Origin of the sequence: Parabacteroides sp. CH2-D42-20 (genome assembly GCF_003670185.1) — a bacterium.
Lineage (GTDB): Bacteria > Bacteroidota > Bacteroidia > Bacteroidales > Tannerellaceae > Parabacteroides > Parabacteroides distasonis.
Window position 1 is genome coordinate 62953 of sequence record NZ_RAYG01000011.1, and the last position, 25272, is coordinate 88224.

General features: G+C 45.5%; 10 protein-coding genes. All 10 read right to left on the bottom strand.

Translation table 11 applies throughout. The annotated features are described in order from the left end of the window. Positions 1–111 precede the first annotated feature (111 nt). The gene (locus D7V92_RS08385; RefSeq protein ID WP_057328908.1) at positions 112–2529 is read right to left on the bottom strand and encodes a S9 family peptidase; all 2418 of its coding nucleotides are present in this window, start codon (positions 2527–2529) and stop codon (positions 112–114) included. Positions 2530–2616: 87 nt separating this feature from the next. Further along, entirely contained in the window at positions 2617–4137 is a 1521-nt protein-coding gene (locus D7V92_RS08390; protein WP_005859319.1) for a RagB/SusD family nutrient uptake outer membrane protein, read from the bottom strand. Positions 4138–4167: 30 nt separating this feature from the next. Beyond that, entirely contained in the window at positions 4168–7383 is a 3216-nt protein-coding gene (locus D7V92_RS08395) for a TonB-dependent receptor (protein WP_121736559.1), read from the bottom strand. Positions 7384–7585: 202 nt separating this feature from the next. Then, positions 7586–8491 carry a hypothetical protein gene (locus D7V92_RS08400; protein WP_005860203.1) on the bottom strand — a complete coding sequence of 302 codons (906 nt, stop codon included), beginning with the start codon at positions 8489–8491 and terminating at the stop codon, positions 7586–7588. A 1097-nt stretch (positions 8492–9588) separates the two neighbouring features. Next, the gene (locus D7V92_RS08410) at positions 9589–10539 is read right to left on the bottom strand and encodes a Dyp-type peroxidase (protein ID WP_005860205.1); all 951 of its coding nucleotides are present in this window, start codon (positions 10537–10539) and stop codon (positions 9589–9591) included. A gap of 212 nt (positions 10540–10751) precedes the next feature. Further along, positions 10752–12950, bottom strand: a complete 2199-nt coding sequence (locus D7V92_RS08415; protein WP_121772675.1) for a glycoside hydrolase family 3 C-terminal domain-containing protein — start codon at positions 12948–12950, stop codon at positions 10752–10754. 22 nt (positions 12951–12972) lie between these two features. Next, positions 12973–15501, bottom strand: coding sequence for a sugar-binding domain-containing protein (locus tag D7V92_RS08420; RefSeq protein WP_121772676.1), 2529 nt, complete (start codon positions 15499–15501; stop codon positions 12973–12975). Between the two features lie 107 nt (positions 15502–15608). After that, positions 15609–18455, bottom strand: coding sequence for a TIM-barrel domain-containing protein (locus D7V92_RS08425; protein ID WP_121772677.1), 2847 nt, complete (start codon positions 18453–18455; stop codon positions 15609–15611). A gap of 230 nt (positions 18456–18685) precedes the next feature. Next, positions 18686–22750 (bottom strand): two-component regulator propeller domain-containing protein, encoded by a 4065-nt coding sequence (locus D7V92_RS08430; RefSeq protein ID WP_121772678.1) that lies wholly within the window; start codon positions 22748–22750, stop codon positions 18686–18688. Positions 22751–22830: 80 nt separating this feature from the next. After that, positions 22831–25029 carry an ATP-binding protein gene (locus tag D7V92_RS08435; protein WP_158598882.1) on the bottom strand — a complete coding sequence of 733 codons (2199 nt, stop codon included), beginning with the start codon at positions 25027–25029 and terminating at the stop codon, positions 22831–22833. Between the last annotated feature and the right edge of the window lie 243 nt (positions 25030–25272).

Below are 25272 nucleotides of genomic sequence, written 5' to 3' on the forward strand. Positions count from 1 at the left end.
GCAATTGGTGGCTGCCGGCTGGCTTCCTCATAGAAGATATACTTCACTGGTTAGAGGAAATATACTTTTCCTGTCAGAGGATATATACTTCATTGACAAAGTCAGTACTACTTACTTTTTTGCGTTCTTGACGTAACGATCCAGCCATAGGTCACATTCATACAATAGATGTAATATGTTCTCTTTGGCGGCGTAGCCATGACTCTCATAGGGCAATACCACATAACGTGCGATCGCCCCGTGGCCTTTTAGGGCACTGAACAGGCGCTCGGATTGGATCGGAAAGGTTCCGGAGTTGTTATCCATCTCACCATGTATGATTAATAATGCTCCATGTAGTTTATCGGCAGACATGAATGGCGACATGGCGTTATATATTTCCGGTACTTCCCAATAAGTACGGGTCTCTGTTTGGAAGCCGAACGGGGTAAGCGTACGGTTGTAAGCTCCGCTACGTGCGATGCCGGCTTTGAACAGTTTGGTATGTGTTAATAGATTCGCTGTCATGAAAGCTCCATAGGAATGTCCTCCTACGGCTACACGATTCGGATCACCTACACCCATCTCGGAAATAACTTTTACGGCCGCCTCGGCGTTCATTGTCAATTGCTCAATGAAATCATCGTTCGGCTCCGCTCCCTCACTGGTACTAACGATCGGCATCTCGACATTTTCCATTATACAGAATCCACGTAAAACCCAATAGACGGGAGAACCATAGTTGATATTCGTAAACATGTATTGAGAACCTCGTACCTGAGAAGCCTCGGCCTTGCTTTTATATTCTCTCGGATAGGCCCACATTAAGACAGGTAATGGACCGTCCTTCGCTTTATCATATCCGGCAGGGAGGTATACGGTCGCTGTTAGATCCAAACCATCCGCACGTTTATACTTGATCTTTTGTTTGCTAACGTTTGCCATGGCCGGATATGGATTGGCGAAATGAGTCAATTGAGCGAATTTTTTCTTTTTCAAGTCACGAGAGCAGAGATTCGCCGGTTCTGTAATGGATTGACGTGAAGTGATCAATTGCAGCTTTTCCGGATTCGCTACCTTTAGGATGGTCTCATAATATCCGTCCTCGCAGCGCCAAAGTTCCGTGTTCTTTTTTGTTTTCAAATTGTAACGGCTAAGGTAAGGCATATCCCCTTTAGGAGAGGCACCTTGGGCAAGCATCAATAACTCATTGTGGGCTTTATTGGTATAAACGATATATTTGCCATACGCATTTTTAACCGTAAGTGGATTTCCCGGATTGTTGTAATTATCGTCGGTGGATACATCGAATAATAGAACCGGAGACTCAGAAGAGCAAGGCTTAAAAGTAAATGTCCTGTTTTTTCGAGTCTCCCGGGAAGTCTCGATCAATAAAGCGAAAGCATCGTCATTCCACAGGATGTTGCGGAAACGTTTCTCTGTCTTTGCGACTTCCTGTTTCTCGCTGTTGAACGGATAGCTTATTTGGTAGATAATATCCATGAAATCGGTCTTGTTTTGCTTAGGATCTCCTTTATCTTGCGCTTCCGCCCAGTAAACGGTAGCCGGTTGATCCGATCTCCATCCGAATTGGCGAGGATAAGGCGAGGTCGTGTCATATCCCATCGGTATATTAATGGTTGGATTATCCGCTAACGTATAAATGGAATTACCTTGTAAGTCTATGACCTCGAACTTTTGTGGGAAGTTATAGATCGGTACTTGATAGGAATAGGGGCGATGGACTGTCGCAATAAGTAGCAAAGATTTATCCGGGGATAATGAAAGCGTACTGCCGTAGATTGCCGGTTTCCCGATCTCGTACACAATGCCCTCTTTTATGCGTACCAATTGGGAGGTGAAATAATAGTCGAATAATTGCTCGTCGTACGGATTTTTCAGCAAGTCTTGATAGGTACGAGCGGGCATCACCTTTCCGGTACTTTCTTGAATGATAGGACCGGATGGGACTGTGGGTTTCTCTGGTGCCTTCTCCCTATTTTCCGGAACCATAAGCGTAATAAACTCATTGTCGCTAATCCATAAGATCTCCGCTCCACTTGTTGCGTTGATTTTACGGGTACTTACTTTCTGTGCTACGGGCTGTTCCGGGGTACAGATATAAAGGTATACGCCATCCGCTTCTTCCACGAATAGAGCTACCTTATTGGATGAAGGAGAGAATGAGGCTTCTGTGATTACCGCATTGTCAGGAATTCCTTCTATCTTGATTTCTTCTTGAGTAGCGATGTTCATTAAACTGGCACCCGTATATTCGGCTTGCCGGCTCGTATTGAATGTTTCGGGACTGATACGCATTCCCGCTAATTTAAGCTCCGGTTGCGCAAGCTTGGCGATAGACCGGTACGGGGAACGCTCTAACTGGAGTGCCCACTGATTGTTATCACTAATTCGGATGATAGGAGAAAGCTTGGCCAAGGCCACTTCCTCGATAACTGCAGGAGGACGTTGATAATGTGTTTCTTGCGCTATTCCAGGGCATATAAGCGCTAAAGAGAGCAGAGCTGAAAATAAATGATTTGTTTTCATAAATAGTGATATAAGAAATCCCCAAAGATAACCTGTTAAAGTATACTTTGGGGATTGTGATTAATGTAAGTTAACGTAAAAAGAGTGTTAATAGTTCTTTTCGATCAAGTCGTTGAAATCTGTTTCCTTTTTTGGAATCTCGAAGATCCAACCATCAGCATTCGGATCCTTGTGCAAGAAACCACAGAAAGTAGCGTCAAAATTAGACCCGGTTCTATCCAATGGCAAACCTAGACGTTTCAAGTCGAACCAACGGAAACCTTCGCCCCAAAGTTCGATACGGCGATGTGTCATGATCTCATCCGCTAGTTTTGCGCCAGTGTTACCCAAATCCTTGTACTCTGGATCACGTTCTTTCAACAAGGCTTGCAAATATTCCTTTGCTTTTGCGTCTTGATTGGAACGAGCGAAAGCCTCGGCTGCAGTCAAGTACATTTCGCTGATACGCATGAAGGCAAAATCACCTACAGCATCAGCTGTAGAGCGTGCCGTGAACTTGCGGTTCTGATAAACACGCTGGTTGTAAGAAGTTGCGGGTACTTCTGCCTTTCCTGTCGGATCCCACCATTGACGGCGAAGATCGGTTGGCGACATTAAGTCGTAAGTACTTTGGCTGATACATTTGATACCTGTGCGGATAGAGCTGGAGTTGAAGTTCCAAGACATATACGCATAGAAAGAGTAGAAATAAACCGTTTGGTCATTCTGCGTCATAGCGGCATACATAGCCTCTTTCGTAGCGGAAGTGATATTAGCGAAACCATTCATCAATTCAGACTGAGACATGATCTTACAGCCATCTTTCTCTGCTTCATTGATAGAATTCACTGCGGCCGTAGCTGCGTCTGCGTATTTCTGTTGAGTCAGAAGAGCACGTGCTTTCAATCCGTAAACCGATGCTAGGCTATAATGATTCTTATCATTTGGCTCATAGTCTGCCAATAAGTTCAACGCTTCGTCTAAGTCCCCGTGAATCTTCGTGTACACCTCTTCTACCGTATTACGTGCCATAGGCTCGATTTCCGGACTCGTACGATAAGGAACTCCCGGTTGAGAGTTGTCCTGTCCGTTACGATATGGTTTCGCATAATATTGTACTAGATTGAAATGACTCCATGCACGAATTGCCAAACACTCGCCCTTGATATGGTTCGCAAGCGCTTTTTCGCTATCTGTGAGTTTTGACTCATCGCTAAAGTTATCATTCAACGCTTTCAAGATGTTGTTTGCATTCAAAATGAACTTATAATAAGTTTCCCACTCACCGGAGTTGTACGAACTTGTTGCGTTCGTTGGATAACTCCAGTTTAAGAAACCTTGATGCCAAGTCTGCGTGTCCCATGTCAAATCATCAGCTAACGCTTCTCGACCGATGATGAAACCGGGCTCACCTCCCAAACCTTGGTTGCCTAAGTCTTGAGATACCATCTTACGATGAATACCGTTCAGTGCAAGATAAAGATTGTCGAGCGAAGTGGATACTGTCGTGAATGAAACGTTCTCGGTTGGGATTGTATCCATATAATCGCTGGAACAGCTTGTGCCGATAAGCGAGCCACTTAGAAGCAGTCCTGCTGCGATGTGTTTGAATAATTGTATATTTTTCATATCTTTTCCTTTGTTTGATGTATTATGAATTTAGAACGATACATTTAAACCGATCGTAAAGTTCTTAGCCGGCATATATTCATTGTAAGATACTCCGGCATAGTTAGCTTGCGGATTCAAACCTTGACGGGCTTTCAACATGAATAAGTTCTCTGCGCTGACATTGACGCGTGCACTCTTGATGTTGATAACGTTTAGGATAGACTTAGGCAAGTTGTAAGCCAAAGTGACAGTACGCAAGTTCAAGTAATTTGCGTTTGTCAACCAACGTGTAGAATAGGATTGTCCGATGCTAGTCGCATGACCTGAGTTATTGTCCAAACGAGGTACATCTGTGATCTGGCCCGGAGTTGTCCATGCGTTATGTAGATCCGGTGACATCGCATAACCGAACTCACCTACATCCATCAATCCTCTATAACTCGAGTCAAGCACCTTGCCTCCTAATGAATAAGAGAATACGGTAGAAAGGTCGAATGCCTTATAGCTCAAATTGATATTGAAACCACCATATACTTTCGGAACGGCAGAACCACTGAAATCATATTTCGCATAGCTATAAGAGTTTGTCAATACTTGACCATCTTTCTCTACAAGTGTCTTTTTTACCGCATCTTTAATATTACCATTCGCATCGGTGTTGTTTTCGGCATCAAAGATATACAATCCATCTCCGTTATCAGGATTAACACCCCACCATTGACGTAACCAGAACTCATAGATTGAATGTCCCTCCATCAATTTCTTAGAGTCTTTGATGATACCATCTTTCCGGTTGGCATCAGGCAGACGAGTCACCTTATTATTGATGAATGTAGCGTTTGCGCCGACTGATAATTTCCAATCTTTTGATTTTAATACTTGGTAGTTTAAGTCGATTTCCACCCCTTGGTTACGAACTTTACCAATGTTTTGTACGATCTTTTCGACACCACTGGATAACGGTTGGCTAACATTGAATAACAAGTCTCTGGAGGCCTTACGGAAGAACTCGACCGTACCATTCAAGCGACCGAACAATCCGAATTCTAAAGCGACATCGGTAGAAACCTGTGTCTCCCATTTCAAATTATTGTTTGCCATAGTCGGGAAGTAGAGACCTGCTTCCAAACCGTTGTTGATACCCAAATTATACAAGGTTTGATAAGGATAGTAATCCTGTTGTGTGTCATCATCTGTATAATAGATGGCATCGTTTCCGGTTTCACCGTAGGATGCCCTCAGTTTCAAATTGTCCACCCAAGTCAAGTTTTCCATGAAATCTTCTTGGCTGATACGCCAAGATGCTCCGAATGACCAGAAGTTACCCCAACGGTTATCCTTGCTAAAGCGAGAGGAACCGTCACGACGATACGAGGCTGTTACATAATATTTATCATCGAAATCATAGTTCAAACGAGCGAAGTATCCTTCTTTCTTATATTCGCGTGTATAAGAATCCATTGAGCTTATGCTTACGAAGTTACTGTACTCATACGTTCCGGAAACGATCTCATTAGTCTTCATACCGTAGTTATATTGTAAACGGTAGCTATAGTTCTCATGGCCTAACAAAGCTTCGATGTTATGCTTACCAAAAGTCTTTGTGTAATTAATCAACTGGTTGAATGTCTGTGTTAAGAAGTTTCTATTTCGGATGTTCAAACGTCCCGGTCCTGCGGTTCCGTCACCTACCTCTGGGTTCTCATATACTCTACGGCGTTCATCCTTATTGTCAAATGCGTAGTTCACTGTTAAATTCAATCCTTCGATCGGAGTGATCGTTACATAAGTACGGGCACTAGAGTTTGTGGTAGACATCAAGCGATCGTTCCACAGGGCCTCAGCGATACCGTCGCGTCCATTGCTGGAGATACGGGCTCCTTCATAATCGTAGGTATATAAAGCCGGATCAGTAACTACGTTTCCTTCTTTATCCAAATAAGCCCCTGTCTCAATATCATGCTTATGTACCGGATAGATCGGTGCCATAGAACGAATGAAACGAGATAAGTTACCATAACCAGCGGAGTTGCTAGAAGTAGAAGTAGAATAATTGGAGTTTGTACGACTTAAACCTAAATTCAATCCACTCTTGAACCATTTCACCGGATAGATATTATAGTTCAAGCGTGCGTTGTAACGCTCAAAGTCTGTCTTAATCATATATCCCTTATCATTCAGATAGCCTATGGAAGCATATGTGTCGCTCTTTTCTGTTTTTGTATTGTAGCTTACATTATATTCTTGGCGATGTCCGGTACGGTAAGCGGCATCTTCCCAATCAAGGTCCTCACCCCATTTTAAAGCCGAGGCTGATGGATTCAATAAACCGTCTGTGCCCACGATCGCATCATTGGCGATTCCTACGAAAGGATTATATTTTAATTTGTTGATAATATCTTTAGAAGCATTAGCGGCAGCGTCGGCAGCACTTTGTCCGAGTGACATATTTGCGTTTCTCAACATTTGCCATTGCAAAGGATAATAATCGTATACACCTACTTTTGCGTAATCGTTATAAGCTCTGCTAGACCAACCTTGTGAGATACTCAAGGTAACACCTGCGCCACTGCTGCTAGAACCTTTCTTAGTCGTGATCAAAACCACACCGTTACCTGCGCTAGATCCATACAAAGATGTAGAAGCGGCATCTTTTAAAATTGTCATTGATTCGATATCAGATGGGCTGATAGAAGAGATATCACCACTGAAGATGGCACCATCCACTACATATAAAGGAGCATTATCCGCGTTTACTGAACCAAAACCACGGATCGTTACCTTGGCAGCTTCTCCCGGTTGTCCGATAGAGGAAGTCATTTGTACTCCGGAAGTGTTTCCTTCTAATGCGGAGAGGGCGTTACTCAATGGACGTTTGTCCATCAAAGCGGCACCCACCGTGGATGCGGAACCTGTAAAAGAACTTTTCTTTGCGGTACCATAAGCTACGACAACAACTTCATCTATAGCTTGAGAATCTGAAGAAAGAACAATTCTCATGTTTTGCTGAGCTGTAGTTTCTTGAGTCCGTAAACCTACATAAGAAATAATTAGCTTAGCATCTTTCTGAGTTTCTAACTCAAATTTACCATCTAAATCGGTAATGGTTCCAATAGTGGTTCCTTTTACTACGATGGATGCACCTATAACAGGCTCCCCATCATCTTCATTAATCACTACACCGGTCACCTTCATTTGCTGGGCGACCATACACTGCACTCCCAGAAAGAATGAGAGTAGTACAAGCGTTAATTTGTGCTTCATAGAATGAATTTGTTTGTTAATTAGACACACAGTATTTTTTCAAGAGACCATAGTTTGCACAGAACCAAGTACAAGGTTACTAATAAATATCCAAATATAAACAAGCATCATTACATATCGCAAATATACAAAAAAATGTAAATGCAGTATGAGTATCCTTGAAATCTAGTTAAATTCTACTTGAGGACAAAGAATGTCCTCACTAATTATCCGCTTCGCAAATGATATATTGATAAAGGTCGGAATGGCCGGTTTTATCGATTATCTTATGCTTTTCGAGTTGGAATTTCAGTTGGGCCAAACCAAGAGCGCCAAAGCCGGGAAGGTCTAATAAAGAGTCGAGTCCGTTTTTGAGGGCGTAACGTAGAATATCTTCTATGGTTTCTATTTTCAAGGTTGTAAGGCATTTACGGATATAGGGCGCTAAGGTGAGACGGGTAATGGGTTGGCATATCCGTTTCGCGGCATTTAAGGGAACGGGGATAAGTGATCGGGGAGATTCGATACATAGACCGTTTTGGAGCGCCTTTTTATATAATCTTCTCAATTCGTATTCCATGTTCCTGTTCTCTATCCACAGACGTTCTATCTCAAGGTCTTGGTTCGTGATTGTTTTCTTGTATTCGGTCAGGAAGCCCATGTTTTCTTGCAAGCGGAGCGATATGACCTTATATCGGCGACAGATTCCGTCGTAGGATATACCACAACGTTTGGCTACGTCTTCTATCTTGGCTCCGGAAGTTATTTCCGTAAAGATAAGTCGGTCTTTCTTGTCGTGTATGAATGTTGATAGTTCGGCGATAATGAGTTTAAGTAGGGGAGAAATGTTTTTAAGGGATCGCAGGCAGAAAAGGTAATCATCGAATTGGGAGATGATCTCGTTTATCTCTTCTTCCTTGTCTTGGATGATAAGTTGCAGGTATAGCTTTTGTATTCCCATACGCTCGATATGGGAAATGAATTCACGCAAATTGGTCAGATCGACTAGGCGAACACCTTGCTTCACGACGTAAGATGTTATTTTTTTAGATATCGCCCATTGCTGGATTTCTTGAGATGGAAAGCCGGTGATACGAGCTGCTTCTTCAATAGTAATAAACTCAGGCATAACTATTTGATTAAAGTAAAACTTATACTATTTATCTTTAAAAAGGGCGTTATTTGGCGTTATATTGAAGAGCTGGCCTTTCATTATAAAATAAAGAAAGGGCGATTGGCTGAACATTACGTGACAAAGGTTCCGCTAAGACCCACATTTGAGTAAAGTCAGCCGCACGCCCCCTTTATCTATATACAGTAATCTTATCCATACTTTAACAGCATAGATAACACGTATATTCGGTAAAGGGTTGCGGGGCCTTCTTTGTGCTTCTCAAATGTTGAAAAATTTAGCGGATTTTATCACATCGCACAAATATCACACGCAACACATATAGGCTTCTAACTTAAAAGCCTTTTATTGTCGCAAATATACGTATTAAAAATATTTTAGCCTATAATAATCCATACGTTTTCTATTTTATCATTGTTTTACTACCAACAAAGAAAGAATAAGTAGATAAAAACCTACGCTTTTACCTTTTGCTTTTCTGTCTTAATTACTAGCTAGGCAAATATATGATATATTCTTTAATTATAATTGATTATTAAGGAAAAAATCAAGATGGCAATCCATCAAACAGTACGAATACTACTACCCTAAAGTTTATGGAATGACCTTACAAAACACTTTTATAGCGCAAAAAAGATTAGGTACATTACCAAATGGCTTTTTTAGGTAGAAAGTTACCAGTTAACTAACATTTCAAAGTAAGTTAGCTTCAACGGCAAAGTAAGTTAACTTCATTGGCAAAGTAAGCTAACTTAAATGACCAAGTAAGTTAACTTCATAAATCCGGGTTGAAATCCGCAAACGACATACAACATGCGTCTACACTCCCAACACTATATAACCGCTATGGATATTTGAAGTATTGATAATAGGCGGTTTACTTCTGTTATCCGTAACTCCAACCTTATCAGTCAACAAGCCTTTCATTAAAAGATAAGCACATCATGATGGCACGACTGTGCCATCCTAGTGGCACACCATTGCCATAAGGAAGGCACAACTATGCCACGCTGATGGCACTGACGTGCCACGATATGGAAAATGATTGGCACTGCGGAAGTCTGTTAACTAGATAGTTAAGGATGGATAAATAATTATTCCCCTAACTTATCAAGCAACTCATACGACGGAACGAAGAAAAGAGTTCCCGTTATCGGCGTGCTGAAGTCCAGCAGACGATCCGTATTGCCTACGGGATCACCGACGAACATATTCTCCAGCATTCGTCGGGTGGTGCTGAACGTGCTGGCATAGGCGATAAAATAGGTACCGTACTCACCTTTGGAAGTATGGGCGAATGGCATGTTAGCACGGACTATTTTCAGATCGTCTCCGATGTTCGTCACGGCGTTATGAGCGTTCTTCGGTTTTTCCTCATCTGATAGCTCAACATCGTTGAATTTACGGCGACCGATGACTTTCTCTTGCTCTTCCACTGGAAGCGCATTCCATGCCACCATATCATGAATGTATTTTTGCACAAATACATAACTTCCGCCCATAAACTCGGGGTCCTCATCGCCTATTACCGCGAAACGATAGGGGTCTTCATCCACGGCAGGATTCTCCGTACCGTCCACGAAACCGATAATCGCCTTACCGTCTCTATACCGAAAACCGTGGGTCTCATCGATCGATTCCACGACACCTCGCAGTTTCTGGTCTATAATGGAGGCGAACTCAAAGCACAGTCCCATCTGCTTACAGCGGATGTGGAATAGTAAATCCCCGGGGGTAGAAACAGCCGTAAGCTTAACTCCTTTGATCTCTTCAAACGGTTGCAATTCTTTGGGGTTTCCTTGCTCCGGAAAGAAGCGTTTCCAAGCATCCGCCCCGAATCCTATCGTACAACTGAATTGCATATCAGGATAGCGATTGCGCATACTACGTATCAAAGCGGAGAAATTAGCGCACACGTCCTTTACCTTATCAATCGTGTCGGGGAGATCTTTTAGAGCATAGACAATGAAAACCGCATTCTCGCCCGGTTTTTGGGTAACATCTTGCGGATAGTTAGCGTTCAATGGATTTTGTAGAGAGTTCATAGCACATCTTTAATTATATTGTTATTATATGGATATAACTCTATAGATGCGCTCTTGTTCAAGGAAATGTAACGAAAAATGTCCTAGCGGTTATTTTTCAATATCTATTTGTAGAGACGGGGCGTGCCCCGTCTCATCCCTTCAAAATAGTAACTAAAGAATACTATCAGTCTGTGGAAGACGGGGCACGCCCCGTCTCTACAACTGGGTAGTTATTTCACGTCGATGCTGATCTTCTGCTTGATATCTGAGGTGGAGGCTCCTAGTTGGAGGATGAACTCGCCGGGTTCTACGACGAATTGGCTTTGTGCCTCACTATAGAAAGCTAAAGAGGATACGGGGATGTCCAACGTGATTCGCCGACTCTCACCGGGTTTAAGGAATACCTTCTTGAAGCCTTTTAACTCCTTGACCGGACGCATCACGGAGCAAACCAGATCGCTTACATACAATTGGGCCACCTCAGCTCCTTCACGGTCTCCAGTATTGGTTAGGGTGAAAGTCGCTTGGATCGTGTCCGCTTGATCATACGTCTTTTTATCCGTATTCAGATTGGAATAGTTGAATGTCGTATAGGATAAGCCGTAACCGAACGGATAAACGACCGGAAGCCCCTTCGTATCGAACCAGCGGTAACCTACCAAGATATCTTCCTCATAATTCACTTTCAGATCCCTGCCGGGGAAGTTGCCCAACGCATGCGCCGGAGATTGATCCAAGCTCACGGGAGTGGTGAACGGCATCTTTCCGCTCGGATTCACCTTGCCGGATAATACGTCTACCAAGGCATTTCCTCCTTCCATACCGTTGAACCAAGCCCAAACGATAGCCGGGGAACAAATATCCACGGCGGCCATATTCAACGGCGATCCGGCGATCATGACCACGATCGTACGAGGATTCGCCTTTACCACCTCTTGAATCAACTCAACCTGCCCGTATGGGATATCCATATTCAGACGGTCGAACGACTCGGTATCATAATCATGGTTCAAACCACAAACCAAAAGGGCCACGTCACTCGTACGGGCAACCTCTACCGCCTCTTTCAATAATGCGTCGCTTTCCTGTGTCTTGGAAGAGAAAGTACCAGAGCTTTGCCCATTATTGCTTCCCTCCACGAAAGTAGATAGCTTCTCATAACCTTGGGCAAAACGGATATCCACCTTATCGCCCCATTTCGCACGAAGCGCCTCTAATGGAGTTACCTCGTAAACCGCCTTGATCTCGGAACTCAAGCCACCATTGGAATGTTTGCGGGTAGCGTTATCGCCAATTACCGCCAGACTCTTGATCGAGGAGAAATCCAACGGGAGAAGATTATTCTGGTTCTTCAATAAGACAATGGCTTCGGCAGCCGCGTCGTAAGTGGCTTGCTGATGCTCTTTCGTATTCATGGAGCCCGGGCCGAAACGCTTTTTCGGGTCCAAGACATTCGTCTTGATCATCACACGTAAGACATCGCCCACCTTCTCGTCCACCAAGCTCATAGGAATCTTACCAGACTTAACAGCCTCGATCAAGGGGTTGGCATAATACCAATCCTCATATTTATCGATCAGCGTGCCCATCTCCAGATCCAAGCCTGCCTCCATAGAAGGAATCGTGCTATGGGCGGCTCCCCAGTCGGTTACATATACGCCATCGAATCCCCATTCATTCCGAAGGATCTTGCAAACCAAGTAGTTATTCTCCGCGCAGAACTCCCCACGGAATTTATTATAAGCGGCCATTACCGTCAAGGCGCCTCCCTCCTGTACGGCCGCCTTGAAAGCGGGTAAATAAATCTCACGCAAGGCACGCTCGCTACATTCCACATCGACAGTCGTACGGTTTGTCTCTTGGTTATTCACGGCGAAATGCTTTACGCTACAAGCTACGTCACGGCTCTGCAAGCCTTTGATATAAGCGACCGCCAATACGGAGTTCATATAAGGGTCCTCGCTCATATACTCGAAGTTACGGCCACAAAGCGGGGAGCGAATGATATTCACGCCCGGGCCCAACAATACGTCCTTCTTACGCCAACGAGCCTCCTCGCCCAGCACCTCGCCCCGGCGATAAGCCAACTCCGGGTTCCAAGCGGCGGCGAAAGCCGTGCCGGTCGGGAAATAAGAGGCGGAATCATTTGTCCAACCCGCATATGCCCAGTCGTGGCGATTGATCTCCGCACGTACCCCGTGAGGCCCGTCGCTCAAGCTCCACTCGGGAATCCCCAGACGCTCTACTCCGGCAACATAGAATTTTGAGTTACCATGCAATAATCCGACCTTTTCCTCCAAGGTCATCTTCCTAATCAGTTTCTCGATACGTTTCTCCATTTGTACCTTCTCTTTATCCGTGACCTGCGAGCTCGCGGCAGCCGCATTAAAAAATAGCCCGCAAGCGATCACGCCTATTATCTTTTTCATTTCCTCTTTATTTATAGGTTTATTATTGCGCTTGAATCGTTACCGTCGCCTCGGGTAAGCCCTCGGCTATGGCTTTTAAGTGGATGTCGCCTTGTCCGCCCTTGTTCCGGATCACGACCAAGGCTTTTCCGTAGTAAGCTTGCCGTTTCGGTTTACGGAGGCTGTTCGGATCGTTCGGATCTCCGTTATCCGTTCCGGCGATCTCACCCGGGCCCTCCACGGAGAAACGGATCAACGGGGTAGCGTCGGGAACCCGGTTACCATCGATATCGCATACATCTACGGTTACAAACGATAAGTCCGAGCCATCCGCTTGGATGACGCTACGATCCGGTGTCAAGACCAAACGGGCCGGCTCTCCTGCCGTATGGATCTCTTTCACCAAGACCTCCTTACCCCCTAAGCGGGAGACGGCTCTCAAGGTTCCGGGCGTGAAAGGCACACGCCAAGAGACATGATAGGTACTGTCCGTTTTTTGTCGTACGCCTAGGCTCTTTCCGTTTAGGTATAGTTCCACCTCATCGGCATTGTTATAATAGCCACAGATATCCACCGGTTCGCCTTCCTTCCAGTTCCAATGCGGGAAAATGTGCAATACGGGTTCATTCGTCCACTCGCTTTTATACATATAATATACATCCTTCGGGAAACCCGCCAGATCCACGATACCGAAGAAGCTGCTCCGGCTCGGCCACCAATAGGGGGTAGGCTCTCCCAAGTAATCGAAACCCGTCCAGACGAACAGGCCGGATACATGCGGAAGCGTCTTCACCAGATGCCAAGTCTTCTCGTGCGTAGAGCCCCAAGGTACATGGCAATTATCATAAGAGGAGCAAACATGCTCGGGAGCCTCGAAAGGCTTGTCCCACGATTCCGGACGGATATAAATATGATCGGACGGCATCTCATAATAGCCACGGGTCATCAAGGCCGAGGTAGATTCGCTCACGATCAGTTTCTTTCCGGGGAAATTCCGGAGAAACGGCTCGAAATATCGCTCATGGTAGTTGAAGCCCAGCACGTCCAAGGCATCCGAGCGGAACAGATGATTCGCAGGGTTTACCTCGTTACAGCCGGCGGTAACGACCCGGGAGGTATCCAGACGTTTCACGATACCCGCCAAATGACGGGTGATCAAGGATTGACGGCTAAGGGTCGTATCCTTCAGCAAAGCGGGATCGATGGCATGGCCGGCATTCAAGAGCAGGTTCGCCGCTTGCAGATCCAGCTCGGTAGCGTCGGCATGGCTCCATTGCTCAAGCACCTCATTGCCTATACTCCACATGAAAACAGAGGCGTGATTCCGGTCACGCAAGATCTCGTCCGTCAAATCCCGCTCGTGCCACTCCGCGAAATACCGGGCGTAATCGTACGGGGACTTACGGCGTTCCCACATATCGAAAGACTCATCCTGTACCAGAAGCCCCATACGATCACAAAGATCCAGCAACTCGGGTGCCGGGGCGTTATGGCTGGTACGGATCGCGTTCACACCCATCTCCTTCATGATCTGTAGCTGGCGCTCGATAGCCCGTGTATTCACGGCGGCACCCAGACAGCCTAAATCATGATGCAGGCAAACCCCTTTTATCTTCAAAGGCTTATCATTCAAATAAAAGCCAGTAGCGGAATCCCAACGGAACGTACGCAATCCGAATACCGTCTCGTAACGATCTACCACCCTGCCGTCCACTTTCACTTCCGTGACGGCCGTGTAGAGCGAGGGAGAATCGGGACTCCAAAGCTTGGGATTTGGGATCGAGAACTGATGATCGACAGATGCCTCCCGCATACGGGTGTCGTAACAGGGCGTATACGGTACCCGTAACAGAGTTGTTACAGATGCCGTAACAACTCTATTACGGTCATCGTAAATAGAGGTAGAGACTTCGGCCTCCCTATCCGCCTCCGAGCTATTCCTTACTCTCACCTCCAAGGCGAATGTGGCCTCCTCCGATGAGATCTTCATATCATGCACGAAAGTGCCCCAGTTGTCCACATGCACCGGATTCACCTTTACTAACCATACGTTACGGTAGATACCGGAGCCGGAATACCAGCGGGAGTTCGGTTGCTCGCTATTATCCGCCTTCACGGCGATCACGTTCGGTTGGCTTCCATACCTCAAGTAAGGCGTCAAGTCATAACGAAACGATACATAACCATTCGGGCGGAATCCCAGCGAATGACCATTGATCCAGACCTCGCTATTTCGGTAGACCCCGTCGAAATCCACATAGATAACCTTATCCCGATCCGTCTCCGGCAGGGTAAATGTCTTTCGGTACCAACCAATCCCGCCCGGTAGCGCACCGCCGCCCGGGGTAGACGGGTTGTCGAGGGAGAAATCCCCCTCGATACTCCAATCATGCGGTAAGGATAAGATACGCCAAGTGGAATCATCGCTGTCCGGGGATGAATAATCCTGAACGCTATCCGACAAGGCAAATTTCCAATCGTCATTCCATGAGCTACGTTCACGCACCTGCTCCTCAGTGGGGGAACAGGCGGTGAGCAATAGGCCCAGAAGCCACGCGAGTGGCCGATTCATCAGTGGTATCATTAGTGATTATATAGTTTAATTGATACTACCCAGTTGTAGAGACCGGGCGTGCCCCGTCTTAGCACAGACTGATGGGTATTATTTAAAGTTACCATTTAGAGGGGTTGAGACGGGGTACGTCCCGTCTCTACAACTAGAGGTTTACCTTGGTAAGATATTGTCACGTCCTTGCCAGCGGGGTTCTCCGGCGTGATGAGACGTACCGTGATCTGACGCTCGCGGATCATGCCCGGATAATCGCCCTCCCGTGCGCCGATCGTGAGCGTTCGCCTCGCATCATCATAAACAAACGGGATGGTAGCGTAATTTCCTTTCTCATAATCGTAGGTCACGCCATTATCCTCATATAAGGTGAAGGAACCGTCGGCACCGGCGTAAACAGAGACGATTAAGTCTTTCTGCTCCTCTTTCGTAGACTGGATTACCTTTCCGTTCGGTACGATAGAGCCGGCTCTCACGAACAAAGGCATACGCTCATAAGGAGCATCCACATGCATTGTCGTCCCGCCTTGTATACGCTTGCCGTTGTAGTAATCGTACCAAATGCCTGACGGGAAATACACCTCACGGTCGCGAGCCTTATACTCATACACCGGGCATGCCATGAAGGCCGGGCCAAACATAAACTGGTCGTCTATATCGTAAGTCTTCTCATCGTCCGAATAATCCATCACCAAGGCACGCATGATCGTATAATCCTCAAAATGCGTCTTGGAGGCCAAGCTATAGATATACGGCATCAATTGATAGCGCAACTCGGTATAATACTTCATCGATTGGTACGTAGGCGATCCTTCCGGAGCGATATTATAGATCTCGCGGCAAGGATATTGCCCGTGGCTACGGAACAACGGACAGAAAGCTCCGAACTGATACCAACGGTTGTTCAACTCCCTCCATTCCCTCAAATCCTCGCTACCTTCCTTAGCGGCCATATAACGGTTCTCCACGCTGAAGCCACCGATATCCATCGTCCAGTAAGGGATACCGGACATGGCGAAGTTCAAGCCGGCGCTGATCTGCGCTTTCATATCCTCCCAGCGAGTACCGATATCGCCACTCCATGTAGCGGTAGAATAACGTTGCTGGCCGGCGAAACCGGAACGGGTCAATAGGAATACACGGTCATCCGGGTTTACGCTACGTTGTCCGTCGTAGATCGCCTCGGCGTTAGCCAAAGCGTAAGCGTTGAAGTATTTCGCAGAAGGGCCCAGATAAGTAGGTCCGCAAAGCGCCTTCCGGTATTCGATGTCCGTATTATCCTGTACGTTCGGCTCGGAAGCGTCCATCCACCAAGCGTCGATGCCCAAGGAATACAGATGCTCGTTCATCTGTCTCCAGAAAAGCTTGCGGGCCTCCGGGTTGTACGCGTCATAGAAAGAGCCGATATAACCCGGATAAATCCAGTCGCGGATACTATCCTTAATCGCCTGCTGATACATAGCACCCAGCGCATCCAACTCTTTATAATGCTCTGTCGTATAATAGAACTTCGGCCATACGGAGATCATGATACGGGCATCCTTATCGTGGATTTCCTGAATCATGCCTTTCGGGTCCGGGAAGCGTTCCTTATCAAACTCGTGGCTACCCCATGCGTCTACCGGCCAATAGCTCCAATCCTGTACGATCACATCCAAGGGAACCTGCCGCCGGCGGTATTCGTTCAAGGCGGTCAATAGCTCCTCTTGCGTCTTATAACGCTCACGGCTCAACCAGAATCCCATCGCCCATTTCGGCATGATCTGGCTCTTGCCCGTAACCGTGCGGTAACCGCTGATCACCTTATCCATGGAAGACTCTCCGTTGATGAAGTAGTAATCGATATCATCCCCCATTTCCGACCAGAAAGCCAACCGCTCCCGCTCCTCCTCCGGTAGCGGAGATAATACCTTCAAGCCGATATAAGAGACATCGCCATCCGGCAACCATTCGATACGGATCGGATAGCGTTTGCCCTTTTCCAGATCGGCCGTAGCCTTGTAATCATTCGGGTTCCATGCCGCACGCCAACGTTCCGGGATGATCTCCTCGTTATTCACAAATACCTTGGTATAACCAGCGTAATGTAGTTTGAAATGATAAGTACCCGTCTCTTTCGCCTCGATCTCGCCCTCCCAAGTAGCGGAAGCGCTCGGCTTCGGGAAGTCTGCCGGCAGGTTCTTGATGGTTTTCAGATTCTCATAATCTACCTTATCTTCATCCCGCTGGATTAAAACGGAATTCTTCGCCTTATCCGTATAGTAGGTAGCGGTCAACGCCCCTGCCCTCCCGTCTTTTCCGTATAGGCCAAAGACATCGCCCAAATCGGCGTATGGACGCTTGTCGCCGAAACGGCTCAAGGAATAGTTATGCCAAAGTACACCATACCCTTTTGAGGAAACGATAAACGGCACGCTCACCTTCGTGTTATATTGGAAAAGCTCCTCGTTCTTGCCTTTGTAGTTGAACTCATCGCTCTGATGCTGTCCTAGGCCGTAAAGCCCTTCCTCGTCCTCACTCTCAAATACCTGACGTAAGGTATAGCCTTTGGTTCCTTCCACCTCGATCGGCGTAAATTCCTTGCCTCCGTTTGTCTTCTCACGAAGGATCGTGTGTCCGTTGGCGTCGGTAAAGCGAACCTCTCCGGTCTCCCGTGAAAGACGGGCCTGTGTGGTTTGCGTACTTACGATGATCGTATCCCCCGAGGTCGTTATCTGAAACGATGGGGCGGGTAACGATTTCGTGTCCTTGATCAAGTTCACTTGGTTGGAAAACTTACCATCCGGAGAGGCGATTACCCGGATAATATCATCAGAGATTACTTCCAATTTAACAGCCTTCGCCTGTCCGGAACGGATATCGGCGACCAAGCCATTCTCGACCTTCCGGTAAGCGGAATCAGTCATGCAGGAAGTCAGCAGGGAAAGCCCTAACGTGAATACCGCGATGTGTTGTTTCATATTCTATAGATTCTTTAATTATTTCCGATCAGCAATGAGTCCGAACAGGTTTTTCCATACAAGAAAAATGGTTCTTCATTCGTTGGCAAAATTAAAGGGTTCGCGGCGGACAGGAAGCCATAAATGTTTTGGGTTACGGGGAGAACCGTAAAAAGGTAGGGGAAGAATGTTTATTTTAAGGGGATATTTTGTTATATCCCCTAATTACGTGGCATTTATTTAGAAGAAGTTTATTTATGATAGTCAGAGGGAAGCCTTCCGAACTCATCCTTAAAATACTTCCGGAATAACTTCACATCATTGAAACCGCACTCCAGCGCGACCTCGTTGACCCGCATCTGGCTCTTCTCCAATAACTGCGCCGCACGCTTCAAGCGCACCGTACGGATCAACTCCACCGGAGTCTTACCCGTGATGGAAAGGCATTTCTTGTAGAAGTTCACACGACTCATGCCCATCTCCCGGCTCAACCGTTCTACGGACAACTCCGGATTGGCGATCTGCTCCTCGATATAGCCGATGGCCTTACGCATCAACTCCTCATCCATGGAGCTAGCTTGTACCTCCGTCAAGGCGATGCCCATGGTAGAGGACTGCATAAAGGCCTTTTGCATCTTCTTCTTCATCTCGATCAAATGCCGCACCTTCAAGAGAAGCATCTCCATATTGAATGGCTTGCTGATATAATCATCCGCACCGGCTTCCAGACCGACCAGTTGGCTATCTTTAGCGGACTTTGCCGTCAGTAGGATCACCGGGATGTGGGAAGTCCGGATGTCTCCCTTGATCCGGCGGCATAAGGTGATACCGTCGGTGATAGGCATCATCACGTCGCTGATCACCATATCCGGCAGCTCCTCCGGAATGAGTTTCCACGCATCTTCTCCATCCGCCGCCGTGAGTACCGAATAAACGCCACTCAAGCTGAGTCTCATAAACTCTAGGAAGTCCGCATTATCATCCACAACCAGCAAGGTAGATTCCGAGGTTTTCACGGCACCTGTATCGGCTGTCTCCGGCGTAGTCTCGACCAGAGAAACTCGTTTCTCATTTTCCTCTCCCTCATCTGGCGAGGAGATAATATCTTGATGATCCTGCGGGATGACAGGCAAAGTCACCGTAAACGTACTACCTACACCCGGCTGGCTTTTTATCGCAATCGAGCCTTGATGCATACGGACAAATTCACGGCACAAGTGTAAGCCTATACCTGTACCCATCACGGGATTTCCCTTATCGGAAGACGAAACCTGATAAAAACGGTCGAATATAGCCTCTTGTTTATCCGCAGGGATACCTATACCGCTATCGGAAACCTCTATAAGTAATTTATTCCGCCCTTCCTTGTCCGGCAATAAACTCAACGTTACAGTAATCATTCCCCCTTCCGGCGTAAACTTAAAAGCGTTGCTTAACAGATTGGATACGATCTTGAACACCTTATCCGTATCAAACCTCATTGGTAACGAAGTGAAAACCGAAGAGAAGGAGAAGCGAATATGTTTCTGCTCTGAAAGCTCCTTAAAAGAATAAGCCACATCACGGACAAACGGCACGATATCACCCGTAGATAGGACTAACGTATCCCCTTGCACATCGATCTTACGGAAATCCAATAACTGATTCACGAGCTTAAGTAAGCGATCGGCGTTACGGTAGATCAGTCTCAATATCTGCTTCGTCTCGGCATTCTCCTCCGTCTTCATCAATTTCTCTAATGGGGTCAAGATCAGCGTAAGCGGCGTGCGAAACTCATGGCTCACGTTCGTGAAGAAACGGAGTTTCATCTCGTCTACCTCATGCTGCTTTCTCACGATCGCCTTCTCCTTCTCCTGCTCCATTTTTTTCTGCTGGATACGAAGGATAAACCACATGATTCCATACGCAAACAATAAACCTATTATAATGTATAAGGCAATCGCCCATCCAGTCGCCCAAAAAGGCGGCAAGATAGTTATTTCTAGACTGGTAATCTCTTTGCTCCAGACCCCGTCATTATTTCGTGCCTTTACTTGAAACGTATAAGTACCGGGATTTAAGTTCGTATAAGTGACCCGCCGTCCCTTGGCATCTACGGTCGTCCAGTCCGGGTCGAATCCCTCCATCTTAAACGCATACTTATTCTTCAAGGGGAGGAAATAACAGCAGGAAGATATATTAAACGTGAAATTACGTTCCCCATACTCTAAAGTCAGCCGGTTCCCTTTCGGTACGACCGGCACATTATTCACGGTAAGTCCGGTTATCACAGCCGGCGGGGAATAGCTGTTATAATGGATATGGGAAGGATTGACGAAGGTAAGCCCGTTGGTACCCCCAAACGCCAATTCACCCGAAGCCAACCGGACTGCGCTGTTCACATTAAATACACGTCCTTGCACACCCTCACTCTCATCATAGCTATTCCAGTTAAATTGGTACTCATTATTGGCATTTCGGCTCGGGGCGATATTCAGTAATCCGTTTTTCGTCCCGACCCATACGGTATGATACTCATCTTCAAGGATAGACATGATACTGTTATCCGGCAACCCGGTAGATTGATTCAATTGATAAATCCGGTCATTAAGCGGATCATAGATATGCAAACCATGGTTACTCCCTATCCACAGCAACTGGCGGCTATCAGAAAATACCACGTTAATGATTCTGTCCTTAAACCGGAAACTCCCATCTTTTGTCCCGTCAAAGCTGGAAACCTTCCCCGTCTCTGGCTCAATCCAATTCACACCCGATGAAGTTCCCACAAAAATATCACCTTTCGAGTCTCCTGAAAGACTGTAAACGATATCCGTATGGATCGCATTATGCTTATCACCGGCACGATAGTACATCCACTCACCCGTCGATAAGTCCAGACAATCCAATCCCCCATCCAAGGTACCGATCCACAAGCGATTCTTGGTATCGGCATATAGGCTGTACACGCTGTTACTGGACAAGCCATCCTTGCTTCCCGGAATATCCCGGTAATGTTTAAACCGTTTACCGTCGAAGCAAGTCAATCCCTCCATATAGGTGCCGATCCACAGGTTCCCGTTCAAGTCTTTTGTCATACTGATCACCACATCACCGGAAATTTTGTTCTCGCTCTCTTTTCCCGCCCGGTAAGGGGTATATTCACCAGTCTTCCGGTTATAGCGCAATAAACCATTTCCGCTCGTCCCCACCCATAAATCACCGGTAGGATCTTCTACCACGCAGTTATAATCATTATTCGAGGCGTCCAATGTCTGCAACAACGGATAACGAACCGTCTGGAACTTAAAGATGCTCTCATGATAATAACTAACGCCATTCTTATAGGTCCCGGCCCACATTATATCCGTATCATCCCGATAGAGACATACTACGCTATTCTGTCCCAAACTCGTCAAGTCGAAAGGATTATTTTTTAGATAACGCATTTTCTCTTTCGTCTTATCCAATATATTGATACCGCCATGATCCGTCGCGATCCATATATTCCCGTTCATATCCTCTCTCACGTCACGGACCATCGAGGAGGAAAGGGCGATCGGGGTGGAAGTCGTATAATGCTTCCATACGCTGGTTTTTGGATTCAAGCGGAACACACCGTCACTATGCCCGGGGTTCAAAAAGAGCCAGAGCTCACCCTCGCTATCGGCAAACATATAGAAAGGTTGCGCTTTTGCATAAGCGGTCAAATAATCATCTTGAAAGACACTCTTACCGGATGCTTTATCAATGCCTTGTATCTTTCCGGAGGTATGGATCACGTACAACCGGTCATTTACATCCCCTATGCCACATACACCGCCCTCTGCCTTATCAAGCGGATAGAGACTGACTTTTCCCTGCGATGGGTCATATCGATAAAAACCATTATCGTAGGTCGTATAATACAATCGTTTATCACGATCCGTAAAAATACGGGCCGGAAGACTTTCCAGCCGTAGGCTATCAAGGACTTCCTCTTGGGGAACAAAACAATCTATTGAAGGCTCATAGACCCCGATCTTACCATCATAATAAGTAATCCAAATCTTACCATCGGCGGTCTCCACCAAATCCGAGATACCTTCCTCAACAAAAAAGGAATCGATATCTCCCGGCTTATAGCGACTAAACTCATAACCATCAAAGCGGTTCAGTCCCGAGGTCGTGCCAAACCACATAAAGCCTTTCTGATCCTTCAATATACAGGTAATCTCATTAGAGGATAATCCATCCTTCACGCCCAGATGATTGAAAAGAATCTCCTCCATCGCGAATAAAGACCCCGACAAACAGAAAGACAGAATAGTTATCAAAAGTAGAGCTTTCGTTTTCATATCCAGCAAATATAGATATTTTTTTAGAACGAAACTTACGCAAAGTAAGAACAAGCTGGACACCCATTTAAATTTTCGCCTTATAATACCTTTTCGATAGGGAAATATTTGATAGTAAAAAAGAAAGTAGCTCCCTTCCCCTCGTCAGACTCAACCCATATTCGTCCACCCATACGCTCCACGATTACTTGGCAAATAGACAATCCCAAGCCCGTTCCCGACACGAAATTGTTCAACTTGATGAAACGCTCAAATATGTTTCGCAATTGTTCCTTCGGGATTCCACATCCCGTGTCGGATACGTAAAACTCTAGCGTATCCTCATCTACCAATCTATACCCAAAATGGATATAGCCCTCTTTCGTGAACTTCATCGCATTTGTCAACAAGTTGATCAAAACCTGAGATAACCTATTCTTATCCACATAAAGACGACAACTCGGCATACGATCCGTAAAACGTAATTCTACGGTATCTGCTATTTTCAAACGCATAGAACTCTCCAGCTCATTCATCAAAACATTCAAGTCCACTTCATTACGGACAAACTCTAAAGTCCCAGCCTCTATTTTCGACAAATCCAGTATATCACCGATCAATTGCAACAAAAGCACATTATTACTCTCAATGATAGAAACAAATTGTTTCTTTTCCTCTTCATCGTCCGTAGTCGTCAATATTTGAGAGAAACCAACGATGGCATTTAATGGAGTCCGGATTTCATGGCTCATATTCGCAAGAAAAGTAGATTTCAACCGATTTGATTCTTCCGCCTTATCCCTAGCTCGTAATAATTCTTCCTCTATCCTTTTTCGCTCGGTAATTCTAAGCGAAGAACCGGTCAATACGATCGGACACCCCCGCTCATCTCTTTTCTCTACGATCGCCTGCACTTCAATCCAGTCAAAATTAGGATTACTCCTTCCAGACCTATAGATAAGGAATTCCTCTTTTACCTTATCGATATCCCCTCTAATCAATGCCTCACAAACACTTCTCAGCCGTTCTCTATCAGATTTACGGATTTTACTAAAATATTTCTCCTCCGATATCTCAAGTGATCTCTTAGGCATAGGTTGCTCCAAATTACTCAAATCCGAATTAGAGCACTGAATATCACAGAATATGAGATGAGCCCGCAAATCCCACCTCCATGGGATAATATTAGCGACATCTAATGCCAGCGATAGCTTACGGCTCAGCGCACGGTAATCTTTCATCAGTTCTAACTCACGTCGTTGCAAATTTCGCTGACGGCCTAAGGTTTCTATTCGCCAAAGGAGGAAAAAGATAATAAAAAACAATAATAGAACACTCATAGAAATATGCAAGCGATATTGTTCCCAAAAAGTAGAGGGCTTCAGATAAAAGAAGGTATCAAGCGGGCAGTCGGAGGGAGAGAATCCTTTTTTTTCCAGCACTTGATAATCAAATACCGGCCTTGGATGATCAGGAGAAACTATAGATCCGTCAAGCGTACCATTAAGTACGGACCGGACCGTCTTTATAACTATATCATGTATGCTAGCCGATACGTAAAAATATCCTCCTAACAGTCCGTTCTTATCAATCGCCATGTCATTTAAAGTGAATATAGGAGAAAAGGTATATGAACTTATCGTCTGATAAATATCAGAACTCTGGACCACGTACTTCCCTTGCCGGCTTTTAAAAGTCCATGAAGACAAAAGTATCCCCGTTTGTTTGTCTACATTCCTTAAAGAATCGATCAAATCGCCTACGGAAGTATCTCCCGCTGTTAACACCGTAAGCTGTACATCTGGGTGTTCAGTTCGCATAAGGTTCTCTACTATCTCTTGATTTTGCAAACCTAGAAAAGTCTTGTCAGATAGAAACAATAACCTTTGCATATCCGGTATCAAACTACGCATCAATCGAACTGTCTCTTTTATATAATCCGGAATGAAAAGAACCGTCACCTGCGGATGCAACCGAATAAAATCTTGTATGGGGGTCTTTTCCTCCTGTGTGATAATCCGTTCTTGCAAATAAGTCTCACGTAAACCTACATATAACTTATTCGTATATAATATGACCGGGATCTGCTGTCCCCAAGCCTTTTCTAACTTATCAAGCAATAAAGCGAACGCTGGATTTCCCAACAACAAGACCATACGAGGAGGAGATTTATACTTTTTAAAAAAATCCTCCTCAAACAGAGATAATTCCTCTTCACTCTGTATCAATAGCATATTCATGTGCTCCGTATAGGCCGTTAGTTCCTCATACTCTTTTATCAACGTCTCGTAAATAGGCACGGTACAATTATAGCTCCATGGGGAATTTTCTGAGTAAGAGTTTATAACGAGTATATAATCTTCATTTTGGGGAGGTTGCGACATAAGGTCTGCACAAATTCCTAACAAAATTAGGATAAGAACAAATATTATCTTAATACGACTCATAGTTTTTTTCAAATATGTGCAAAAATAAACATTTTCTATAAAATAGAATATTAAATCCGATAACAATACATCATTTATTATACATTAATTAATCAG